The sequence below is a fragment of the Deltaproteobacteria bacterium genome (assembly GCA_030690165.1).
GTDB lineage: Bacteria > Desulfobacterota > GWC2-55-46 > UBA9637 > UBA9637 > JACRNJ01.
In genome coordinates this window covers 199,102-221,678 of record JAUYHF010000007.1, presented here as the reverse complement: position 1 = coordinate 221,678, position 22,577 = coordinate 199,102, and the positions used below count along the sequence as shown (strand labels likewise).

Below are 22,577 nucleotides of genomic sequence, written 5' to 3'. Positions count from 1 at the left end.
AGTCATAACCTTTCCACAATATGCTTGTAATATTCCTCTGCTGTTCTGTTGCCTTTGTTACAGGGGTGTTCAATGTCGGTTGTCCAATTTAATGGATTCTTGGTTATGTATTCACGTATTTTGTTCATGGATTTTTCATTTCGGATAATGTGTTCATAATAATTGCGCTGCCAGACGGGACAGCCCGGATTGTTGCGGGTTTCATTGATGTGTTTGGTAATGGCGGATTTAAAACCGCGGACAATTGCGCCAATTGTTTGTGACGGTGATCGGAATTTACGACTTGCGGTAGGGGCGTATTGCAATACGCCCCTACAATCATTGATTACCAAAATTCCGTGAAAATGGTTCGGCATGATGATGTAATAATCCAATTTCACGTTACCTCGGATGTCCTTTGTCTTCAACCATTCGTTTTCTACAACCCGCCCAAATTCATTCAACCGCATTTCCCCGTTGTCAATATCCCCGAACAAACATTCACGATTTTGCACGCACACAGTAACAAAATACGCGCCTGCGCGGGAATAATCATAATTCTTCAGACGTATGGAACGGCGATGATGGATGTCGGGGTTGAGTTGGGTCATGGTGTTGTAGGGGCAAACCTGCGTGTCTGTCTTGCGAACCTAAATTAAATCGGGAAGTGTCCCTCCCCCCCTCCCCCCTCCCGTTAAATTTTATAATTGCGTAGGGCGGGCTGTGCCCGCCGATAAAGGGTGGGCGTAGCCCACCATACTTACTCTATTCAACATTTTTCATAATTCCCAATTTAATTACTCCATTTTTATCCCGCCAAAATGGTATTGTCATGCCATTTAAAACAAAACTCTTAACTAATGCTCTATGCTCATCCTGCATCATGTTAAGGATTTCTTTAACTATATGTTCTACAATCACTTTAATCGCGCGGGCATTTATTTCGAGAAGAGGGTATTGTTTACGTTCCGGGAATAACGGGTTTGAATCTTTCTTGAACTTACAACTATAGAGGAATCCACTTTCAACAAAACATACCGTTCTAAGTGAATCAGTAATCTTCGAATGAAACAAGAAGTTTCTGTGGTTTTTCAATTTTTTTAAAATTTTAAAAAAAGCTGCTTTTTGTTTACTCTTAAAACCATCGCATAAGGAAGGCATTAGTAAGATTTTTGTGACGATATCTAATCTTTCATCTAATTTTTGATCGGTAATAAAATCGGACCGAAGTTCATCTTTTAAAAAAGCATAATAGATAATGTTAACAAAACCTTCTAATGCCATAAAAGAATAAAAGATTGATGCATCATAATACATTCCTCCTGCTTGCATAAACTTGTCATGATGAGCCTGTTTATCAGGAGTCATCGGATAGCGCGGGTCATATCGTAAAAATTCTTCATTAACGTCCTTCTCATTATCCTCAGCATAGTCCAACATTAATTCTGCACGCTGATAGTTGGTTAGATAAACATTATCTAATAGAAAAAGGCCTGTTCTTTCATCACCACTTTCAAACTCTTTTTTTATATTGAGTAGTTGGTCTTTTTGCCTCCGAGCTTCTGTTAGCAGGGCATTAATAAATTTTTCACCTTCTTGGATTATTATACTGCTGGGTTCTTTTTGACTACTTGGAAGCACATGACATGTTTTCAGACGAGTATGAATATCTTCTGTGCCAACTTGAATAATACCACCAGAATGTGTTCTTATATAATACTTCCATTCACGACCAAGAGAAATACTCCGTCCATCCTTTGTTTTTTTGATAGAGTCTTTTTCAAATTCTATCTCAGATGGGTTGCCATAATTCTTTTTCATGAGACGATGGAAAAACAGTACTTCATATTCCTCAATTTCTTCACTCTTATAATCAATCGGAAACAGTTTATTAAAACCCGCTGGTATGCTGTCTTTTGACACCGATGGATATTGGTAATTAAGCGGCGCTATGGAACTAATTTTGTTTTTGTCAGTCATTTTTCTCATCCAATTAAATACAAAATGGGCAGTTATGCATCAGATTTAGGTCAGGTTTTGATGGTTTCTATATGTTATGCATAAGAAAAATGGCGTTTAATAATCTCCACAACTTTCTCAACAGGTATCTCCCTGTCAATTACCCCTTCTGCCATTGCTTCAAACCACTTTTCCCATGAATCAAACTCAGAAGGTGGCCTCAAACGATCCCATCCATACTTTCTTGATTCTATCACTAACGAGTTCAATGAATACTTCTGCAAGCGTTCCGAATTATTCCACCCATGTTCAACAGCTTGACTATTAAATGCCTCAATTATTTCTCTACTATTTTTACCAAGCTTTATGCCAAGTTGTTTAATTCTATCAAACTCTGCGCGCATCTTCGCTTGTATATACTTATTAAATTCTATTATAATAATTAGTTCGAAATCACTTGCTAATTTTTTAATTTCCTCTTCCCTTTCTCTTCTAAACTTTTCTTCAAGAGAAGTTAGTTTCCATGACATAAAGTCTTTGACCATATTTATTTCGATAGCAAATCCCAAGCCTTCCAATCCCAAGCCGCTCATTTTTATGGTATTCACTCCAATAACTTTACCAGTAGCGCTATCTATTAAAGGGCCTCCGCTATTTCCTGAATTAATAGAAGCATCTGTTTGTATATAATTTACATCTGAGCTAACACGATTACAATTACTGATTATGCCTTTTGTTGCAGTCCCAGCCAATCCTATGGGAGAACCAATAGCAATCACATCTGTACCTTCGGCACAGTCACTTGAATCGCCTAATTGTAAGTAGTCATAGTCAGACCTGTGGCCATATATCTCAAGAATAGCAATATCCAAGGGTATTGTCCCTTTCATGACAACACTTGCCCGTTCCGAAATTCCTGATATAAACACAACTTCTACCGTTTGATCTTTACCAACCACATGCGTGTTTGTGACAATTTTTCCAGAAGGTGATATGAGAAACCCAGAGCCAAGACCTTTTGATGTTTTAATAGTAACAACAGCTTTCTTTGCCTGTTTAACTATTTCAGGAAAAGTCAGCTTGGCTGGAGGAGTCTCTGGTTTTGTCTGGTTAATTAAGGTTGAGGCAGAAGGCTCTTGTTTCGTTTGATAGCGTGTTAATTCTTGCGCTGGATGCAATTCTTGATTAGGAACATCTTTTGGATTTTGCTTTAATACATTACCTATTTTGTTTCCGAGGGAGTATAAAATTACCAACAAGAGGAACAGAATAAAAATATAAAATACTTTTTTAGGATAGCGCTTATTATCTGTTTCAACAGGCTCGTTATTATCCCCTTGCCTTGATTTCTCTTGCTTCCATTTCAGATATTCTTCTTTGTTGTTAAATTTTGGCATAAATAAGATATAATCCCCAATATTTATTTTTTCTCTTTTTCGCGCTACCTCTTGTGAGAACAGATTTGCAACCTGCTCCTACAATCGGGCAGACACATAGGTCTACCCCTACCATACAAGACTCTCCAAGAGGCATTTTTCTTGCAACGTTTTTAAAAAAATCAAGAAGGCTTATGCGCGCCGGTTTTCTTAGAGACAACCCGCGCATGTTTCTTTATCTTGCTCCGCACAAATTCCATAAATGAGCGAAAACCCTCAATAACAGTCGGGGGGAAAGGAGATGCCTCAACATTTTCCTGAGAACCGTTATGAAAGTGGCAGGGATATGTGGAAACTGTCCGCCAGTTTTTATCGGGAAAGTTGTCATACCGGAAGATGGTCCCGGCTGCGTCCGTCACTTCCCAGTGGAAGCCGAATTTATCGGGGAGTCTTTGGGAAAGGTTTACATCAACAAAACCGCCGTGAGATAGGAATATTCTCGCCTTATGGTCAATGACTGCGGCATCATTTACTATGTCTGCAAATTCTACTTCGGCAATTCTTCGGAGATCGTCAATAGAAGCCATCAGACCTTCTCCATGAGTTTCTTAATCTTCTCCTTTTCAGACTCAAGGTTATCAAGGGCGAAATAGTCATCGTAGGCGTCCTTTTCATTTACTATCCCCTTTTTTACCTTTGAATCCAGCTCAAAAACATCCTTAACGCCGTATTTCTTTGCAATGATGAATATATTCGCCTCCACCTTTGACAACCTTTGATGGAGATAGGTTTTTAAACTATCTTTGAGTATCTCCTTGGGGCTTACATGAAATTCTTTTGCTACTATATCCACTACAGTCATGGCCTGCACCTCCAAGAACATTTTTTGTTTACACTATAACAGAAAGCATAAATAAGAACAATTGCTGTTTTAAATACATTTCATGGAAGCGAATTTGAACCCGCGATAGGTGTCATCATCCCATCTTTTTTAACATCCCTTCATTCATGCTCCCTGTCCTGTAACCCTGAAGGTCAAGCGTTATATAAGTAAATCCCTGCTCTTTAAAACCCTTAACAATTACATCCCTGACGCCTTCATCCAAGAATCTGTTTATCTCAGCAGGCGGCGCCTCAATTCTGGCAATTTCATTATGGTATCTCACCCGGAATTGAGAAAAACCTAAATTGCGAAGCATCTCTTCGCATCTCTCAATCTTATCAAGTCTTTCTTCTGTTATCTTTGTTCCATAGGGAAATCTGGATGAGAGGCAGGCGAAGGACGGCTTTTGCCATGTCTCAAGGCCAATAATACGGCTTAATTGTCTTATTTCAGGCTTTGACAGACCTGCCTCCACAAGAGGACTTCTCACGCCAAGTTTTTTTGCAGCCTCTCTCCCTGGCCTATAATCTCCCAAATCATCAATATTGCTTCCGTCTGCTACGGATGCAAGCCCAAGCTCTTTTGCCTTTTCATTGCATATCTCAAAAAGCTCGCTCTTGCAATAGTAACATCTCTTATCCGTATTATCAGCAAAGTTTGGTATAAGGAGTTCATTAGATTCTACTATTATATGCCTTGCGCCAATCTGCCGGGCAAGGCCCTTTGCATACTGAAATTCCCTTTCAGGGTATGTTGGAGATAGGGCTGTAAGCGCCGCAGCCTTGCCGCCCAAGGCATCAAAGGCACTTTTTAAAAGAAAGGTTGAATCTACTCCGCCTGAAAAGGCCACAAGCACAGAGCCCATATCACGGAGGATAGTTTTCAGATGCTCAAATTTTTTTTGAGTAATCAGTGATAAGTCTTGCGTCTGTTTTTCTGACCCCTGACCCCTGACTCCTGACTTCTGTAATTTCATATCATCATCCCTTTTAACACTTCTTCCTCAACTGGCGCATCAACCTCAAATGTAGTTGTCTCGCTATTTTTAGAAAGTTTTAACGTTCTCTTCCCCTCGGCCTTTGTTCCGGCGTATCTTAAAATCATCCTGCCTGCGATAAAGTGCGTTCCATTTTTAGATAAGCCGCATATAAGTCCTGTTGGTCCGGCAAAATCCAGCGGCTCTATCATGATATCGTCTGCCTGAATGAGGTTTTTGATCTTTTTATTATCAGCCTCATCCCTGCCGATAACAATCTTAACATCCTTATTCAGCCTGAAATGCCTGCCTGCTTTAAGAAGAAGCACATCCTTCATCGTGACTTCTTCCTTATTATCCAGCAAATCCTTTACCCTCTTTGAAAATATCTTGTCTGTCAGGAGACAGCCGCCTGATGGGCAAGGGTAATTCTGAATATCCAATTCCTCTGCAAGGGCTATCTGCGGCCTCCGTGAACGGCCGCCCATATCCAGAAGTTTTTCCCGGTTTACTATGCCGACCTTCTCCGGAATGGTAGGTTCAAGGTGCTTTGCGCAAAGGGGCCTTAGAATAAGCCCCTCAAGACCGCTCTCTCTTTCTATTGTCTCAAACGCATCCCTTCTCTGACTCATTGGCCTCTGACCCAGCACCTCGCCGGTTACTATAAATGACGCGCCAATCTCTTCCATATATTTCTTTGCAAGCCTGTGCATATATATGCGGCAGTCCACGCAAGGGTTTATACCCTGTCCGTAGCCATACTTTGGATTTCTTACAATCTCTATGTAATCTAATCCCTTTTGAAGGACTTTTATGGGAACGTCAAATTCGTTAGCAACCCTTGCTGCCTCATTGCTGCAAACGCTTCCCCTGCAGCTGCATGTGCAGAATGTGGATGTAAAATTAAGGGCACAAATTTCAATCCCCTGTTCCAGCATCACCTTTACTGCCAGAGTTGAGTCCAACCCGCCGGAAAGCAGGGCAACAGCCTTTCTGTTCATAGAGATAAAACCTCCGTCCCCGATTGATTCTATCGGGTATGCCTTCGCATAATGATCCATTATTCCTTAATGTCGCATATGTATCTTAACTTATTCAGGCAACAACTTAATTTTGTCAACTGCGGGATTTTCCCTTGGGCGGAAGGTCTTTTTCATTAAAAGGAACAGATTTGCTAAATTCCATACTGCAATATGGGCAGTGACTCCATTCCAGCTCCCGCTCCCTGCCGCAAGATGGGCAGTTAAGAACAACTGCATAGCCGCAGTACGGGCAGGTTGCAAATTCTGTCCTGATAACCTCGGAACAGTTTGGGCAGATTATATTTATTATCTCCTTTTCTTTGGCAAAGACAACCCGTTGGAGCTCATCCAGTGTGGTAATCCCCTGCCTTACTTTCGCTATCCCATCCTTATACATAGGAATCATGCCGCTGGCTATTGCCACCTTTCTTATAGCATCTTCCGGTTCATCAGAAACTATCATATCCTTTATCTGGCTGTTAACTACCAACACCTCAAACACGCCTGTTCTGCCGTGATAGCCGGTTCCTCCGCATTCCTTGCATCCCTTGCCCCTGTGAAGATTAGGCCTGTCGCCTTTTTTTGCCTTTATGCCCACCTTAAGCAGTTCTTCGTCTGTGGGATTATAAAGCTCCTTGCAAGACTCGCATAGTTTTCTTATAAGCCTTTGAGCAACAATACCGTTTAAAGAAGACGCCATAAGGTATGGCTGGATTTTCATATCTTTTAATCTTGTTATTGTTGAAATTGCGTCTGTGGTATGAAGGGTGGAGAATACGAGGTGGCCTGTAATGGACGCCTGGTGCGCTATCTCGGCTGTTTCCAGATCGCGCATCTCTCCCACAAATATCACATCAGGGTCCTGCCTCAAAACAGACCTCAGGCAGTATGCAAATGTGAGCCCTGTCTTTTCATTTATCGCCACCTGGTTTACCCCTTCAAGCTTATATTCAATAGGATCTTCCAGGGTAATCACATTAACCTCCGGGGTTTTTATGTGGCTGATCATTGCATAAAGGCTTGATGTCTTGCCGCTTCCGGTCGGCCCTGTAACAAGCACTATGCCCTGAGGCCTCTCTATAATTGCCTTTACCCTGTCATTCGTAGATGTGGAAAGCCCTATTTCACCCATCGTAAGCGTTGTGGACTTTGTGTCAAGGATGCGCATCACTATCTTTTCACCATACTGCGTGGGAAGGGTTGATATCCTGAGGTCAAGCTCACGCCCTGTTATCCTCACCGGTATCCTGCCATCCTGCGGTACCCTTCTTTCCGCAATATCCAGCTTTGCCATTATCTTTATCCTTGATGTTACAGCGCCCTGAACCCATTTAGGGAGATGCATGACATCCCTCATGAGCCCGTCAATCCTTTCCCTTAGTTTGACCATGCGCTCCTGCGGCTCTATGTGTATATCACTCGCCCTGCTTTCTATGCCGTGGATTATTATAGAGTCCACCATCTTTATAATAGGCGGAGCCTCGCTTTTCTTCAGCAGCTCTTCTGTATCTTTGACATGCTCTTTGTCATGGACTATCTCTAAAAACTTTTCCTTAACCATATCCCCTACAATATCCTCTATAGGAAGAGAGAGGTGATAGTGCGTATTTATAGCCGTAAGTATATCCGTAGTTGTTGCAACCATGGGCGAGCATTGGTAGTTTGTGGAAAATCTTATATCATCAAGCGCCTCCATATTCAGCGGATCTGACATTGCAACCCTTAATATATTCCTTTTTTCGGTGTAGAGCGGGATAATAACGTGTTTCCTTGCAAGCTTTTCAGGCACAAGCTTAGTTGCCTCTGGCTCTACAACAGCGGTATGCAGGTCAATATATGGAATATTCAGCTGGTATGCGAGGGTTTGGGCAATATCCAGTTCTGTTGTGAAACCCTTTTCAACGAGCAGCGCCCCTAATCTTTTGCCTTTTTGTTTTTCTTCGGCAAGGGCGGCGTCTAATTGCTCTTTTGTAATAAGCCCTGCCTCTACAAGAAGTTCCCCAAGTTTTTTTACCGCCATTTAAGCCTCCATATATATCCAGAATTCCTTATTGCCCTTTGCCCCTTTTATTGCTGATTCTGAAATGCCTTTTACAATAAAACCAAGGTCTTTTGAAAATGCCTTTATTTTGTCAATGACCTTTTTGTGTATTTCAGGGTCTTTGATAATACCCTTTTCCCCAACCTCTTCTTTTTCAGCCTCAAACTGCGGTTTTATCAATCCAAGAACAAGTCCTTTGGGTTTTAAAAATTCCCTTACCTTTGGAATAACCTTTTCTAATGATATGAACGAAACATCTATAGTAACAATATCACTATACTCGCCTATATCTTTAAATTCAAGATACCTGATATTCCTGCCTTCCAAAACTATAACCCTTTTGTCATTTCTTAAAGACCAGTCCAAAAGTCCCTTCCCGACATCTACCGTAAAAACCTTTTTAGCGCCTCTTTTCAACAAGCAGTCTGTAAAGCCGCCGGTTGACGCACCAATATCCATGACTGTCTTGCCGGCGCAATCTATATTAAAATAAGATAGAGCGCCTTCAAGTTTTATCCCGCCCCTGCTGACATACGGACTCTGTTCAAGGATTGTAATTTCAACATCAGTTTTAATCTCTGCGCCTGGCTTGTCAATTACACGCCCTTCTGCCAGCGCCCTCCCTGCCATAATAATGGCCAATGCCTTTTCAAGGCTTTCCGCCAGTCCTCGCTCCACAAGAAGCCTGTCAATACGCCCTTTTCCTTTCGCTGACATTATCCCTCATCATATCCTTAACTGTTTTTTCAATTCCGTCTGCATCAAGCCCAAGAAGGCTTCTCAATTCTTTTTGTGAACCATGCTCTACAAATTTATCAGGAACCCCTATCCTTTTTATCCTGCAATCCGTTATATCCATTTTCTCAAGAAGTTCAAGCACAGCGCTGCCAAAGCCGCCCTGAAGCGCATTCTCTTCTATGGTTATAATTTTGCCGGCTTTTCCGGCGAGCGCAACTATAAGTTCCTCATCAATAGGTTTTACAAAACGGCTGCTTATAACCATGGCCTTTATCCCTTTTTTTTCAAGTCTTACAGCAGCCTCCATCGCCGGATAAACCATTGAACCTATTGCAAGGATAGCCGCGTCCATCCCATCTTTTAAAACCTCTGCCTTGCCTATTGGGATTTCCTTTAATGGCGAGGAGATATCAACATTATATCCCTCCCCCCTTGGATAGCGGACTACCGCCGGTCTCCCGCATTCTACAGCAGTCTTTAACATATGCCTAAGCTCATCTTCATCTTTAGGGGCCATGATAATCATATTTGGCATATGCCTCAGATAGGATATGTCAAACAATCCGTGATGCGTTGGGCCGTCAGCGCCAACTATCCCTGCCCTGTCGATAGCCAGAATTACAGGGAGATTTTGCAAAGCTGCATCATGGAGTATCTCATCGTAGGCCCTTTGCAGGAATGTGGAGTATATGACCACCACAGGAATAAACCCTTCTTTTGCAAGGCCTGCCGCAAATGTTACGGCATGCTGCTCTGCTATGCCAACATCAAAGAACCTTTGCGGAAATCTTTTTGCAAATCCATCAAGGCCTGTTCCTTCAGGCATAGCCGCAGTTATAGCAACGATCCTCTTATCTTTCTCGGCCATTTCAGCAAGCGTTTGACCAAAGACCTCTGTATAGGTAGGAATCTTGTTTTCCGGTTTTACTTGTTTGCCTGTCTCTTTTTCAAAAGGCCCGATGCCATGAAATTTAACAGGTTCTTTCTCTGCCGGCGCATATCCCTTTCCTTTTTTTGTTAGTGTATGGATGAGTATTGGCCCTTTTAATTCCTTAACGTCACGAAATGTGTTTATAAGCTCATCCATGTTATGGCCGTCTATCGGGCCTATATAATGGAAACCAAGGCCCTCAAACAACATGCCGGGTGTAAGCAATGCTATAAGGGAATCCTCCGCCCTTTTTGCCAGCGACATAAGCCGTCCGCCTATCCGCGGGATGGACATAAAAAACCCCTCTGCCTCTTTTTTTAACCGCGTTGCCAATCTTCCTGTAATCTTTCTGCTTAAGAAAGATGAAAGGGCGCCGACATTCCGCGATATGCTCATCTCATTATCATTCAGGACAACAATTATATCCTTCTTAAGATGCCCTGCCTGATTCAGCCCTTCAAATGCAAGCCCTGCTGTCAGAGAGCCGTCGCCGATAACGGCTATTACCTTATAATCCTCGCCCTTTAAATCCCTTGCGACAACCATTCCCATAGCAGCAGAGATGGATGTGGAGGAATGCCCTGCGCCAAAGGCATCGTATATACTTTCAGATACCTTCGGAAAACCGCTTATGCCGCCCATTTGGCGAATGGTGTAAAACACTTTTCTTCTGCCGGTCAATATTTTATGCGCATACGCCTGATGGCCTACATCCCAGATGACTTTATCTTTTGGCGTGTTAAAGACATAATGCAGTGAAACAGCTAATTCCACGGCGCCGAGGCTGCTTGCCAGATGACCCCCTGTCTTTGATATTGTGTCAACAATTTCATCTCTTATTTCTTCGGCGAGCGCGGGCAGATTTTCAGCTACAAGCTTTTTCAAGTCATCGGGATTGTTTATATTATCTAAAAGTTTGGACATAGGTTTTATAGAGTCATAGAGTCAAAGGGTCAGGGTATCAGAGTAAAAGCTTCTAAACTTTGACTCTCTGACTCCTTGACTCTTTGACCCTTCTTCACTTTCTCCTTTCCACTATATATCTTGCAATGGCCCGCAGCGGTTCTGCCTTTTCATCAAAATCTTTAAGCGATGCTATTGCAAGAGATGCCAACTCCCCTGCCCTCTTTTTTGACTCTTCTATACCGAGAATAGACGGATATGTGGCCTTGCCCTTTTTTACATCTCCTCCAACATTCTTTCCCACATCTTCTTTAGTCCCCTCTATATCAAGTATATCATCGGCTATCTGAAAGGCAAGGCCCACAGCCTCACCATATCTTGTTATTGCCTCAAGTCCTCTGTCGTCTGCATTTGCCATAATGGCTCCGGCCTTGCAGCTTGCAAGGATCAATTCACCTGTCTTGTGTATGTGAGTATATTCAAGAACAGGAAACTCAATATCTTTGCCTTCTGACTCAATATCCACAACCTGACCGCCAACCATGCCTGTAGAGCCGGCTGCCTTTGCTATCTCATGAATAGTTTGTAGAGACGCATAATTATGCGTCTCTACTGCTAATGGTTTGCTCATTATCTGAAATGCCTTTGTCAGAAGCGCATCGCCTGCAAGTATTGCCAATGCCTCTCCAAACACCTTGTGGCATGTAGGCATTCCCCGCCTCAGGTCGTCATTATCCATAGCAGGGAGATCATCGTGTATCAATGAATATGTGTGTATCATTTCAACGGCGCAGGCTATGTTAATAACACTACCGGCGGTTTTTCCGAAAACCTCTGCTGCGGCTATAACAAGGATAGGCCGGAGCCGTTTTCCGCCTGCAAAAATACTGTATCTCATTGCCTTGTGCAGCCTTTGCGGAAATTCATCCTCTTTTGGCAAAAGACTGTCAATTGCTTTATTTACAATATCTCCTCTTTCCTTCAGGTATCTGTCAATATCCAAAATCATTTTTCTTCCGGTTCAAACGGCCTTGCCTCAAGTTCACCATTTTCGCTGCGCATAAGTATCTCAACCTTTTTCTCAGCCTTATCCAGCATCTTATTGCAAAGCCTTGAGAGCCTTACCCCTTCCTCAAAGATTTTCAAAGACTTCTCCAAAGGAATATCCCCTTTCTCAAGGGCATCCACTATCTCTTCAAGTCTTTTCAATGCGTCTTCAAACTTTATCTCTGCCATAGACCTTACAGAATATCTCTCCTTTTGAAAGAATTATATTTACATCATCGCCTGCCTCAACATCTTTTGAATCCCGCAGCACAGCCATAGACGGGATATTTCTTGTGATGCTGTAACCCCTTCCGAGTATATTGAGCGGACTTAAAATATTGAGCCTCTCTGCGATATGCCGGCAATCTTTTTTTATCATCTCCAAAGAATTGGACATTGCGAGGGCAAGCCTGTCTGTCACATCTCCCAGCCTTAACCTTATCTCCTTTAATCTTCTGGATGGGTCAACAAGCCCCCGCTCCAATCTGTGGAGAAAAATCCGTTTATCAGCTATTATATTTCTTAAGCCGGATATTAATTGAAATAGAACAGCAGCCAGCCGCTCTTTAAGCTCCTCTTTTGAGCGGATAATCATTTCAGCGGCAGCAGAGGGCGTCGACGCCCGTAAATCAGCCACCATATCGGCGATGGTGAAATCTATTTCATGTCCGACTGCCGATACGACCGGAATCTTTGAATTGAAAATTGCCCTTGCTACAATCTCTTCATTAAATGCCCAAAGGTCTTCCTGCGAGCCGCCGCCCCTTGCAATAATAATCACATCAATCCCCGGAACCATATTAAGCTCTTTAATGCCTTCCGATACCTCTCTTGCGGATTCTATGCCCTGCACTTTTACAGGGTAAATCAAAACACCTATATCGGCAAATCTCCTTTCAAAAACCTTAAGAATATCCCTGACAGCGGCCCCTGTCGGCGATGTAACAATTCCAATCTTCTTTGGAAAAGGAGGAAGGGGTCTTTTCCGCATTGCTTCAAAAAAACCCTCTCTTGCCAGTTTTCCTTTTAACTGCTCCAGCGCAAGCTGCAATGCCCCCAAACCCTTTGGCTCAATATAATCAAGGATGATTTGATACTCTCCCCTTTCCTTATATACGTTGACCATTCCCCTGCATATCACATGAAGGCCGTCAGCCGGTTTAAATTTCATAAACCTTGCCTGACCTTTAAATATAACAGCCTTTATCTGTGCGCCATCATCCTTTAAAGTAAGGTATATATGACCTGATATGGGAGACCTTAAATTTGAGACCTCTCCTTCAACCCAAACATAATAAAGATTTGCCTCAAGGAGGGTCTTGATCTCATGGGTAAGCTCAGATACTGTGAGTATTTGCCTGGATGGAAATTCCATTATGAAAAGAATAGCAGACTTTAAAGGGAATTACAAACCACACAAACAAATACCCCTTTCCCATTTTAATTGTGGAAAGGGGTATTGTGCTTAACGGGTGAAAGGGCTATACCTTTCTAACATTGGACGCCTGAGGCCCTTTTGGACCCTGAGTTACATCGAACTCAACTTCATCGCCTTCCTTCAGACTCTTGAAGCCTTCACCGCCGACAGCGCTATAGTGGACAAAAACATCCTCGCCTGACTCCTGCTGTATGAAGCCGTAGCCTTTGGTATCATTGAACCACTTTACTTTACCTTTTGCCATTTGCTTACCTCCTTTCAAAAGATCAAAACCTGCCCTTTTTATAGAGCTGCCACCTCCCCCTTTATCCCCCTCTATGAGGGGGGACAGGGGGAGGGCTGTTTTGGAATAAGCAGGATTGCCACCCTAAGCGTAATCACGCTTATCAGGATTGAAAAAATAAAGGCCGCAGAAGGGTATTCAAAACCTTCCACGGCCCAACAATCATAAATAAGAATCTATAGCGTGAAACAATTCCTGCATACTTCAGTGAGCAAAATATCAGAAATATTATTTTCTGTCAAGCTTTTTTATTACAGTGTCATTTAAAAATTAAAAGTGCACTGGTTTAAAGATTAAAAGTGCACTATTGTGTCTTTTTCAGGATTTTCTCACATCTATCAAGCCAAGGAGGATAAAATGGGCAAACACTTACGAAAGCTGTTTTCAGCAGAAGAAGTGAAGGAGATTTTTGAGAGGTATTTATCTCAGGAGATTGAAGTGGAGCAGGCATTAGGACTTCTTAAAATCCGAAGGCGTCAGTTTTTCAAGTTATTAAAAGTCTATCGAGAAAATCCAGACGGCTTTTCTTTGGATTACAAAAGAGCAGTTCCACCCCGAAAGATAGATGCCAAATCAGATGCCATGATTATCATGGAACTTGAAAGAGAAGCCGGGATTATTCATGACAAAAGCAATCCGGTCAAATTCTACAATTACAGTTACTTGAAGGAACTATTGAAAAAGAGGCACAAGGTTGTCGTCTCATTGCCCACGATCATTGCCCGGGCAAAAAAAACGGATTTTATCAGGCAAAGCCCTTTCGGAAGGCTCATGACCGTGAGGTCCTGACAAACTATGTGGGAGAACTTCTTCAACATGACACATCATTTCATTTATGGTCTCCATCTGCCCAGACCAAATGGTATCTGGTTACAACTATAGATGATCATAGCCGCAGGATTTTGTATGGAGACCTCTGGGACAAGGAAACAAGTTGGACTCATATCATCGCTGCCAAGACAGTGGCCATAAGCTTTGGCTGTCCGTTAAAGTACTATGTTGATAATCATTCTATCTTTCGGTTTGTGGAAAGGAGAGATAGCCTCTGGCAAAAGAGCCACGGGGGAGAGGAAGAAGCTGTGGTGCAATGGAAGGAGGTGCTGAAGGACTTGAATGTCGAAGTGGTGTATGCCCTGTCACCTGCGGCCAAGGGCAAAGTGGAGCGCCCCTACCAGTGGTTGCAGGATCATGTCGTGCGAACGTGTGTGCGGGAGAATATCACAGGGATAGAGGAGGCGCGGGTCGTGTTGCATGAAGAAATCCATCGCTATAATAACCATAGGGTTCACTCCACAACCAATGAAATCCCTTCTGTTCGCTATGAGAAAGCCTTACAGGAGAAGAAGAGTCTCTTTCGTAGGTTTACTATTCCCAGACCCTATGAAACCCTTGATGATATCTTCTGCTATAGAATAAAACGGGTGGCTGATTCCTATCGGAAGCTCTCATGGCAGACCCTTAAGTTCAGTGTCTCAGGCGTCTCCCCTCGTGACGAAGTTGAATTGAGGGTCAGTTTTGACCTCAAACATCATATGGCCAAAATCCGGTTCTGGTGTCGAAACAAACTTGTGGGGGAACAACAGGTCAGGGCCGAAGATATAAAGAAAGTGCACTTTTAAAACTTAAGGCAGTGCACTTTTAAATTTTAGCTAACATGTTTTTATCTATCACGTAACTACAATTCCCTTGACACCTATTAGCTTAGAAGATATTATTTTCCAATCGTAACATGGGGTTTTAATGAAGGATATTATTACAAAAAGCTATAAAGAGAGCATCCATACTAAAGAGGCGTTTTTTAAGCAAAACCAGCAGTCAATCATCCAGTCAGCCTGGCTTATTGCCGATGCGTTCAAGGCAGGAAACAAACTTCTCCTCTGCGGCAACGGCGGCAGCGCTGCCGATGCCCAGCATATTGCAGCAGAGTTTATAAACAGGTTTGTTATTGAAAGACCGCCTCTGCCTGCCATTGCCCTTTCTACCGATACATCCACCATTACCAGCATTGGAAACGACTACAGCTTTGACCAAGTATTTTTAAAACAGATAAAGGCAATAGGCAAAGAGGGCGATGTCTTGCTGGCCATATCCACCAGCGGCGAGTCGAAGAATGTAGTTATGGCAGTAAAGGCGGCTGTGAATATGGGGATTAAAACCATCGGCTTAACCGGTAATGGCGGCGGCAAGATGGCCAAGATGGTGGACATGCTTTTGAATGTGGATTCAAATGTTACTGCAAGAATTCAGGAAGTTCATATTACCGCAGGACATATAATCTGTGAATTAGTTGATCATATACTTTTTCCAGAAGTGTGTAAGGATTAAAAATGAAATTTAAACCCGTCTCTCCATCCAAACTTAAAACCTATTCCATTAAGAAAAGAAAAAGCAAAGTAGATATAAGGTCATTTGCAAAACCATGCAAAAAAGATAAGGCCTTCAAAGTTTTTTTAGATTCACTTCCTGATATCCTCGCCGCAAAAGACCTGAAAGAGATTGCATCCTCTATAATTACAGCCCATAAAAATAAAAAAACCGTTGCCGCCGGCATTGGCGCCCATGTGATAAAAGTGGGTTTAAGCCCTGTTATTATCGATTTGATGGAGATGGGTGTTATAAACGCTGTTGCAATGAACGGCGCATGCATTGTCCACGATTTTGAGATTGCATACGCAGGAATGACTTCCGAAGATGTTGACGCAGAGATTGGCACCGGAGAGTTCGGAATGGCAGAAGAAACCGGAAAACTGCTGAACAATGCCATAAAGGGCGGGGTTAAAAAAGGCTGGGGCATTGGGAAGTCTGTTGGTGAAATGATAAACAGTTCAAGGTTTCCATATAAGGATTTAAGCATTCTATCGGCAGGCGCAAGACTCGGTGTGCCTGTAACTGTCCATGTCGCTATAGGGACGGATATAATACACATCCATCCTCATATGGACGGCAGAGCAACAGGAGAAGGCAGTAATCGGGACTTCAAATTATTTGCAGGTGTTGTGGCAAATCTTGAAGAAGGGGTTTATTTGAATATCGGCTCTGCCGTGCTTCTGCCGGAGATTTTTTTAAAGGCATTGACATTGGTGAGAAATCTTGGGCATAAGGTTGAAAAGCTGACAACAGTAAATATGGATTTTATCCAGCGCTACAGACCTTTGACAAATGTTGTCAGAAGGCCGACAAAAAATGGCGGCAAAGGATATATTTTAACAGGGCATCACGAGATAATGGTGCCTCTTCTTGCAGCAGCGATAAAAGAGGGGCTGCCTGGATAACATAGAAATAACCGGCGCAGTTTTTACGGTCGGTTGGATTTCCTTATTAGGCAAGCACCTATTAGATTTTATTCAGACGTTCCCTTGTCCATGCAGGATTTCTGCGGCAATCAAGCACTGCATATACCGAAACGTCAAGATTCATTATTCTATAATAAATGGCAAACGGGAATCGTTTGGAGAGCATGCGATAATATCCGAAATGTATGGGATGTATGCCAGCATATACCTGCAAGGAATCAATATCGGAAAAGAGGGAGTCTATGAAATAGTTGCCAAGACCTCCCTCCTGTTTCTCGTAGAAACTAAACCCTTTTATCAAGTCTTGGGATGCAGAGTCAAGAATCCTGATTTTCATAACTTTTCACGGATTCTTTTCTTAGCTATTTCCCAATTCGTAAATGTTTCGGTGCCTTTTGATAGAGATTCTTCCCGCTGTGAAAGGACTTCACGATGCCATGATTGGGATGGTATTTCGCCGGCATGGTGACACAAGTCATCCCATATATCCTCCATTGTACGAATCTTTTCTGCCGTTGTCATCTGATCTATTGATATATTCATGTTTACCTCCAATGTGATTATATCACAGCTTAATTTCTGTCAAGAAATAATTCTCGGATGCAATTTTACAACAGGAACTCATCAAATTGATTAAATCGGGTGGTACTTCCTGTATTGTTTTATTCGGTATTACTCTCCTAATATCTGGGAAGTCCCTCATTTTCCCCCTGGAGTGATTTGTTAGGCGTTCTTATATTCATGTGCTCATGTGCTAATTTCCTGATTTAAATAGAACCGTCCCCTTTATTTCTTCCTTTAATCCAAATTATCATGCAAATAAGGTAAATTTTGCTTGACAGGGAAAACGGTATCTACCAACTGGAGCGCCTTGTTAGGCGGATTTGCATTACATCGGCCAAGGTTGCCACTTGTATGTACTAATAAGATATTTATATACTCGCGTTACTGCTGCGCGGACAGTCTCTAAGTCCTTAAATGCCATTTCAATTGTATAATTCGGATTCATCTTGCTTCGGTGAATAAACTCATGCCTCTGATGCAGAATGCGATCAAAAGTATCAAACATTGATTCTCTACGTCTTTTATATGGCTTCTTGAGAGTTCCATATAAATCGAGTTTGCTGTCGAGTTCTTTGAAGTAGGTGCAAACCTTCCCGATGTTTTGAAAGGACATTGATTTCGTTATTGCCTCTTCCATAGACTGCTCCTCGTTGCTAACGCTAGTGAGTTCTTCTGCCGGGATTCTTGCAGACTTGATTACGGTTGATTTCCGTGGCGAATATCTCAGTAAAGCAATATATGTTGACTTAAAGTATTCTTCTAATACAGAGACAAGAAAAGGTAGAAAAAGATTGGTTGATATTATTATGGGATCCGTGCGATGCACAGCTTCCAATAGCTGCTTTGGGAAACTCGGCGTTTTCACATGATTCTTCGCCTCTTTCAAAAACTCCAAATATGAGTGAGCACTCGAAAAGTCATTTGATAGATGGAAGAAGGCAAAATAGCAACCCGCCTCAGCCGCTATACGTACCTGCCCGTCGTAGCGCAGGAAGCGGCTTTTTCCAAAATCTGAAATAAAGGTGCCTCCAAAGCGCTTCTGCAATTGTTTCACGGTGAAGTTATGGAAGTCCGAGTCCCATTTAGTTCGCCAAATTGAGGTTCGAGTTTCAACATGAATAGTGCCATCCTTTAGGTAGGCAAGAACTTCGACGCCAGTAAAGTATTTATAGTCTTCGTCCTTATAAAAGTTGCACCCGTAGATAGGCATCCCTTCAAAGGTGGCGAAGTTTCCTAGAGGGTAACCTAGTATGCTTAAGAATTCAGCAACGTCCTCTAATTTGATTCCCGGTGGAAGATAATTAACGCAGTCACATCCCATGGTCTGTTCTATTCTCTTAAGTCTTGTCTCTATACGCTGTAATCGATAGGCTAACCAGTTATTATCTGAACGGCCTTTGTTAAATTAGCAAAAATTTAATTATGCTGTCAATGGAAAATGGCTTGACGTTATCTGATGAATTTTATTACCCTTTCTGATGGACTATAGTGAACGGCATAAATAAGTTGACATTCTTCTGTAGCTCAAACCTTCAGGTTTGAGGTTTCTCAAGACTTTCAAGGCTAAAGCCTTGAGCTACGATGTCTATTTATTTTTAGCGCTTACTATAATATGCATAATTGAATAATAGTCCCTGCATGTTAGCCGCCTATGCAATTGATTCCGTCTGATATTTGGGAACAATATTCTGTTGTCCTAAAGAAACGGGCTGTCACTGCGTAACCAGCGACCCATTACATCTCTCAACCTTCTTTTTGCTGAACCTTAACCCTTAAAAACAGCTCATCCAACTGCTTCTTATCTACAGGCGATGGCGCATCTGTCATAAGACATGTCGCCTTCTGTGTCTTTGGAAATGCAATCACATCCCTTATTGACTCTGCGCCGCAAAGGATTGCCACAAGCCTGTCCAGACCAAATGCAATGCCGCCGTGCGGCGGCGCGCCGAATGAAAGGGCATCCAGTAAAAATCCGAATTTCTGCCTTGCATCTCCTTCATTTATGCCAAGTTTTTTAAATATCGTTGTCTGAATATCCTGTCTGTGAATCCTTATGCTCCCGCCGCCTATCTCTGTTCCATTCAACACCAGATCGTAAGCCTTTGCTCTGACCTCAAGCGGCGCGCTATCTAATTTGTCTATATCTTCATCCATCGGCGCTGTGAACGGGTGATGAACTGCGACAAATCTCTTTTCCTCTTCATCAAATTCCAAAAGCGGAAAGTCAGTAACCCATACAAGGTTAAATCTATCCTTTGGAATGAGATTAAGCCTTTTACCAAGCTCTAATCTTACCCTTCCAAGGGCTGTATTTGCTATCCGCGGAATATCCGCAACGAATAAAAGAAGGTCTCCTGCCTTTGCATCAAGGGCTTTTGATATGTTTTCTTTTTCATCATCTGTAAGAAACTTTGCTATGGGAGACTGCCATCCCTCTGAAGTTATCTTTACCCATGCGAGCCCTTTTGCGCCGTAGGAATTGGCAATTGCTGTAAGTTCATCCAATTCCTTTCTGGAAAATTCTGCACAGCCTGCTGCATTAAGCGCCTTGACTATGCCGCCTTTTTTAGCAACATCTGCAAAAACCTTAAAGCCGGAATCTTTTACAATACCTGTAATTTCTTTTAGCTCCAGACCGAATCTATCGTCCGGGTTGTCAAGACCATATCTTCCCACTGCATCCGCATAGGTAAGCCTTGGAAACGGCAATTTAAGTTCTATGCCCAAACTATTTTTAAATATCTCCGCAATAAGCCCTTCCATAAGCCCCATCACATCTTCCCTGTCCACAAAACTCATCTCAGCGTCTATCTGAGTAAACTCAGGCTGTCTGTCAGACCGCAGGTCTTCATCTCTAAAACACCGGACAATCTGAAAATATCTGTCAAAACCGGAAATCATGAGAATTTGCTTAAATAACTGCGGCGATTGCGGCAATGCAAAGAAATGCCCTGGACTCATTCTGCTCGGCACAAGATAGTCCCTCGCCCCTTCCGGTGTGCTTTTGGTAAGGACGGGCGTCTCTATCTCAAGAAAATGTCTTTCGCAGAGGTAATCTCTTACATCCTTGCAAACCTTGTGCCTCAAAATAAGATTTTTCTGCAGAGCCGGCCTTCTCAAATCAAGATAGCGGTATTTAAGCCTGACACCCTCTGCCACATCTGTATCATCTTCTATTAAAAACGGCGGGGTTGCCGATTCATTCAGTATCTTCAGTTCCTTTACAAGAACCTCTATTTCTCCTGTTTTTAATGCCGGATTTTCCGTGCCAGCAGGTCTTTTTGAAACAATGCCTTTTACTGCGATGACAAATTCTGCCCTGATATGATGGGCATTTTCATGCACTGATTTATTTACCTCAGGATTGAAAACCACCTGCGTCAGCCCCTCTCTGTCTCTTAAGTCCACAAATATCAAACCGCCGTGGTCGCGTCTTTTCTGCACCCATCCCATGAGTGTAACCTCACTGCCTATCTCTTTGATGGTTAAGTCGCCGCAGTAGCAACTCCTTTTCCAATTTCCAAGATTATCTGCCAACTGAATGCCTCCTCATCTCAATTTTCCGCATTTATAACACACCGTGCAGCCATTTTTCAATTATAATAAATACATTTGTGGCAGCAAAGTAACTCTGTCTGGGTATAACTGCAACATTATCTTCCATGCGGTTGGATACTCAAGTATCCACAAAGATTATAGAGTTGGCAAAGAGGGAATACAAAAGATATAACGATTCCTATTTTACCGAGAAACTAATAGAGGAGGAAGGTATAGAAATAAGCAGGGAGAGAAAACCTCAAGCAGGCATGATGCACTTAGTCACTAACATCTTGACAGAGCTTCTTGATGGGTTTATCCTTCGGTTTAACCGAAGGACATCAGCCCACCGCGGTAAGCTTTTTTTTGCGGTTAGCGCAACAGTCTGTGGCAGTGGAACCTGTTCCCTATGCATGTCTAATAAAAGGCGTCCGGGAAGGCTAATTCAAAAACACAAGCGCTTGGGGTATGTGCTGTCAAGTGCATACCCCATATCGCTTTATTTTGATACCGTCTGAGGCTTTTTGGGCGATGTATGACATCTATTACAATCAGTAAATGGAAATGCTATCTTGCCATGACATCTGCCGCAAAATTTGTTGTCAACAATCATGCCTACCATTGTTATGTTGTTTGCCCCCCTCACAGGGATAAATATCTTTGGATGACAGATTTCACACTTTAGCCACCATGTATGGATATAATGGGGAAAGACAACATCTTTTACAAAATTGCTTTTAGTCTCTATCAAAATATTAAAATCAAAAGATGGAATATCCTCGGCATCAGGGTCTAATGAGTGTCTTGGTGTAAGGGCATTCTCTCTCACAGCCTTTGCCCAATCTATCAGACCATATTTATCCTTTGGAAGCAAGTTTGAGGCAAGTGCTGCAGGGTGCCAAGCGCCCCCCAGTTTGTATGATGCACTGGGAGAACCTGATTTCTTCGGATCTCCTGTTCCCGCCAGATTGCCCTTTGTATCCAAATACAGGACACTCTTCGGATCCTCTGGGTTAAGAAAGGGAGACATCTTTTTTTCTTTTTCTTCGGAGGAAATAACTGTTATGCCAGTAGGATTAAAAATGATAAGAGGGGCGGATGTCTTTTTTTCTTTTTCTTCGGAGGGAATAACTGGTAATGTTACCGCATGCGCTACAGACGTTCTTTCAGGCTCTGGTCTGACAAGCGTGACATTTGTTTCTGTATCTTCTACTATAGGTAAAGCAGGCACAGCAATAGGTTTTTGGGGCGGCTCTGGAACAGGGGCAGGCGCTATCACTGATTTTACCTCAACAGGGGGGGCAGCAGGTTTTGGCGCTTCTGCCACTACCACCGCTACAGCAGTGGGAGAAGGCACTGTAGCAGATTTTTCTGCCTCTGCTGCTTTCACCTCTGTGGTAACAACAGAAGGTTCTGTTGTTACTGGGGTATTGGCTGACATGGCAGGTTCTGTTGTTACTGGGGTATTGGCTGACATGACAGGTTTTGAAAAAGGTTTTGGATTTGAACAACCAATAAAGACTGTGAAGATAACCAGTGGAATAACCCTGGAAATACATTTCATTAAGTAAAGGATATTCATCTTTTTCTCCTTTCGTATCTCATAT

General features: G+C 42.6%; 25 protein-coding genes. 6 read left to right on the top strand and 19 right to left on the bottom strand.

Annotated elements, in window-relative coordinates; genetic code table 11:
* Positions 1–2: 2 nt before the first annotated feature.
* The 14 genes from Q8P28_02375 to Q8P28_02310 all read right to left on the bottom strand — a co-directional run bounded on the left by Q8P28_02375 (position 3) and on the right by Q8P28_02310 (position 13,537).
* Positions 3–590, bottom strand: a complete 588-nt coding sequence (locus tag Q8P28_02375; protein ID MDP2681641.1) for a transposase — start codon at positions 588–590, stop codon at positions 3–5.
* 154 nt (positions 591–744) lie between these two features.
* Positions 745–1,959 carry a hypothetical protein gene (locus tag Q8P28_02370; protein ID MDP2681640.1) on the bottom strand — a complete coding sequence of 405 codons (1,215 nt, stop codon included), beginning with the start codon at positions 1,957–1,959 and terminating at the stop codon, positions 745–747.
* Between the two features lie 74 nt (positions 1,960–2,033).
* Positions 2,034–3,335: a trypsin-like peptidase domain-containing protein gene (locus Q8P28_02365; GenBank protein ID MDP2681639.1), complete on the bottom strand. Its 1,302-nt coding sequence runs from the start codon at positions 3,333–3,335 to the stop codon at positions 2,034–2,036.
* A 161-nt stretch (positions 3,336–3,496) separates the two neighbouring features.
* Positions 3,497–3,901 (bottom strand): DUF6516 family protein, encoded by a 405-nt coding sequence (locus tag Q8P28_02360; protein MDP2681638.1) that lies wholly within the window; start codon positions 3,899–3,901, stop codon positions 3,497–3,499.
* Positions 3,901–4,176, bottom strand: coding sequence for a hypothetical protein (locus Q8P28_02355; protein MDP2681637.1), 276 nt, complete (start codon positions 4,174–4,176; stop codon positions 3,901–3,903). Before Q8P28_02355 ends, Q8P28_02360 begins: the two co-directional genes overlap by 1 nt.
* Positions 4,177–4,291: 115 nt before the next feature.
* Entirely contained in the window at positions 4,292–5,110 is an 819-nt protein-coding gene (larE, locus tag Q8P28_02350) for an ATP-dependent sacrificial sulfur transferase LarE (GenBank protein MDP2681636.1), read from the bottom strand.
* Positions 5,111–5,169: 59 nt separating this feature from the next.
* Complete coding sequence (locus tag Q8P28_02345) at positions 5,170–6,174, bottom strand: 7-cyano-7-deazaguanine synthase (GenBank protein ID MDP2681635.1); 1,005 nt, start codon at positions 6,172–6,174, stop codon at positions 5,170–5,172.
* A gap of 115 nt (positions 6,175–6,289) precedes the next feature.
* The gene (locus Q8P28_02340; GenBank protein MDP2681634.1) at positions 6,290–8,215 is read right to left on the bottom strand and encodes an ATPase, T2SS/T4P/T4SS family; all 1,926 of its coding nucleotides are present in this window, start codon (positions 8,213–8,215) and stop codon (positions 6,290–6,292) included.
* A complete protein-coding gene (locus Q8P28_02335; protein ID MDP2681633.1) occupies positions 8,216–8,953 on the bottom strand; it encodes a TlyA family RNA methyltransferase in 738 nt (245 codons plus the stop codon).
* Positions 8,925–10,829, bottom strand: coding sequence for a 1-deoxy-D-xylulose-5-phosphate synthase (dxs, locus tag Q8P28_02330; GenBank protein ID MDP2681632.1), 1,905 nt, complete (start codon positions 10,827–10,829; stop codon positions 8,925–8,927). The genes Q8P28_02335 and dxs overlap by 29 nt, the downstream gene beginning before the upstream one ends.
* A gap of 94 nt (positions 10,830–10,923) precedes the next feature.
* Positions 10,924–11,811, bottom strand: a complete 888-nt coding sequence (locus tag Q8P28_02325) for a polyprenyl synthetase family protein (GenBank protein MDP2681631.1) — start codon at positions 11,809–11,811, stop codon at positions 10,924–10,926.
* A gap of 2 nt (positions 11,812–11,813) precedes the next feature.
* Positions 11,814–12,044 carry an exodeoxyribonuclease VII small subunit gene (xseB, locus tag Q8P28_02320; protein MDP2681630.1) on the bottom strand — a complete coding sequence of 77 codons (231 nt, stop codon included), beginning with the start codon at positions 12,042–12,044 and terminating at the stop codon, positions 11,814–11,816.
* The gene (gene xseA / locus Q8P28_02315; GenBank protein MDP2681629.1) at positions 12,025–13,230 is read right to left on the bottom strand and encodes an exodeoxyribonuclease VII large subunit; all 1,206 of its coding nucleotides are present in this window, start codon (positions 13,228–13,230) and stop codon (positions 12,025–12,027) included. The genes xseB and xseA overlap by 20 nt, the downstream gene beginning before the upstream one ends.
* Positions 13,231–13,336: 106 nt before the next feature.
* Positions 13,337–13,537 carry a cold-shock protein gene (locus Q8P28_02310; GenBank protein MDP2681628.1) on the bottom strand — a complete coding sequence of 67 codons (201 nt, stop codon included), beginning with the start codon at positions 13,535–13,537 and terminating at the stop codon, positions 13,337–13,339.
* 396 nt (positions 13,538–13,933) lie between these two features.
* Here Q8P28_02310 and Q8P28_02305 point away from each other — a divergent pair, with 396 nt between their 5' ends.
* The 4 genes from Q8P28_02305 to Q8P28_02290 all read left to right on the top strand — a co-directional run bounded on the left by Q8P28_02305 (position 13,934) and on the right by Q8P28_02290 (position 16,848).
* Positions 13,934–14,365, top strand: a complete 432-nt coding sequence (locus Q8P28_02305; protein ID MDP2681627.1) for a hypothetical protein — start codon at positions 13,934–13,936, stop codon at positions 14,363–14,365.
* A gap of 8 nt (positions 14,366–14,373) precedes the next feature.
* Complete coding sequence (locus Q8P28_02300) at positions 14,374–15,195, top strand: hypothetical protein (GenBank protein ID MDP2681626.1); 822 nt, start codon at positions 14,374–14,376, stop codon at positions 15,193–15,195.
* 121 nt (positions 15,196–15,316) lie between these two features.
* Entirely contained in the window at positions 15,317–15,901 is a 585-nt protein-coding gene (locus Q8P28_02295; GenBank protein ID MDP2681625.1) for a D-sedoheptulose 7-phosphate isomerase, read from the top strand.
* A gap of 2 nt (positions 15,902–15,903) precedes the next feature.
* Complete coding sequence (locus Q8P28_02290) at positions 15,904–16,848, top strand: hypothetical protein (GenBank protein MDP2681624.1); 945 nt, start codon at positions 15,904–15,906, stop codon at positions 16,846–16,848.
* Positions 16,849–16,909: 61 nt separating this feature from the next.
* Here the strand turns inward: Q8P28_02290 and Q8P28_02285 are convergent, their stop codons facing one another.
* The 4 genes from Q8P28_02285 to aspS all read right to left on the bottom strand — a co-directional run bounded on the left by Q8P28_02285 (position 16,910) and on the right by aspS (position 20,970).
* Positions 16,910–17,206: a type II toxin-antitoxin system RelE/ParE family toxin gene (locus Q8P28_02285; protein ID MDP2681623.1), complete on the bottom strand. Its 297-nt coding sequence runs from the start codon at positions 17,204–17,206 to the stop codon at positions 16,910–16,912.
* Positions 17,203–17,412: an addiction module protein gene (locus Q8P28_02280; GenBank protein MDP2681622.1), complete on the bottom strand. Its 210-nt coding sequence runs from the start codon at positions 17,410–17,412 to the stop codon at positions 17,203–17,205. Before Q8P28_02280 ends, Q8P28_02285 begins: the two co-directional genes overlap by 4 nt.
* 346 nt (positions 17,413–17,758) lie before the next feature.
* Positions 17,759–18,754 carry a hypothetical protein gene (locus tag Q8P28_02275; protein MDP2681621.1) on the bottom strand — a complete coding sequence of 332 codons (996 nt, stop codon included), beginning with the start codon at positions 18,752–18,754 and terminating at the stop codon, positions 17,759–17,761.
* A gap of 422 nt (positions 18,755–19,176) precedes the next feature.
* A complete protein-coding gene (gene aspS, locus Q8P28_02270; protein MDP2681620.1) occupies positions 19,177–20,970 on the bottom strand; it encodes an aspartate--tRNA ligase in 1,794 nt (597 codons plus the stop codon).
* Between the two features lie 131 nt (positions 20,971–21,101).
* Here aspS and Q8P28_02265 point away from each other — a divergent pair, with 131 nt between their 5' ends.
* The gene (locus Q8P28_02265; GenBank protein MDP2681619.1) at positions 21,102–21,488 is read left to right on the top strand and encodes a hypothetical protein; all 387 of its coding nucleotides are present in this window, start codon (positions 21,102–21,104) and stop codon (positions 21,486–21,488) included.
* Here Q8P28_02265 and Q8P28_02260 read toward each other — a convergent pair.
* Complete coding sequence (locus Q8P28_02260) at positions 21,470–21,955, bottom strand: cytochrome c3 family protein (GenBank protein ID MDP2681618.1); 486 nt, start codon at positions 21,953–21,955, stop codon at positions 21,470–21,472. The genes Q8P28_02265 and Q8P28_02260 overlap by 19 nt on opposite strands.
* Positions 21,956–22,034: 79 nt before the next feature.
* Here Q8P28_02260 and Q8P28_02255 point away from each other — a divergent pair, with 79 nt between their 5' ends.
* Positions 22,035–22,541, top strand: coding sequence for a hypothetical protein (locus Q8P28_02255; protein MDP2681617.1), 507 nt, complete (start codon positions 22,035–22,037; stop codon positions 22,539–22,541).
* The last annotated feature ends 36 nt before the right edge of the window (positions 22,542–22,577 follow it).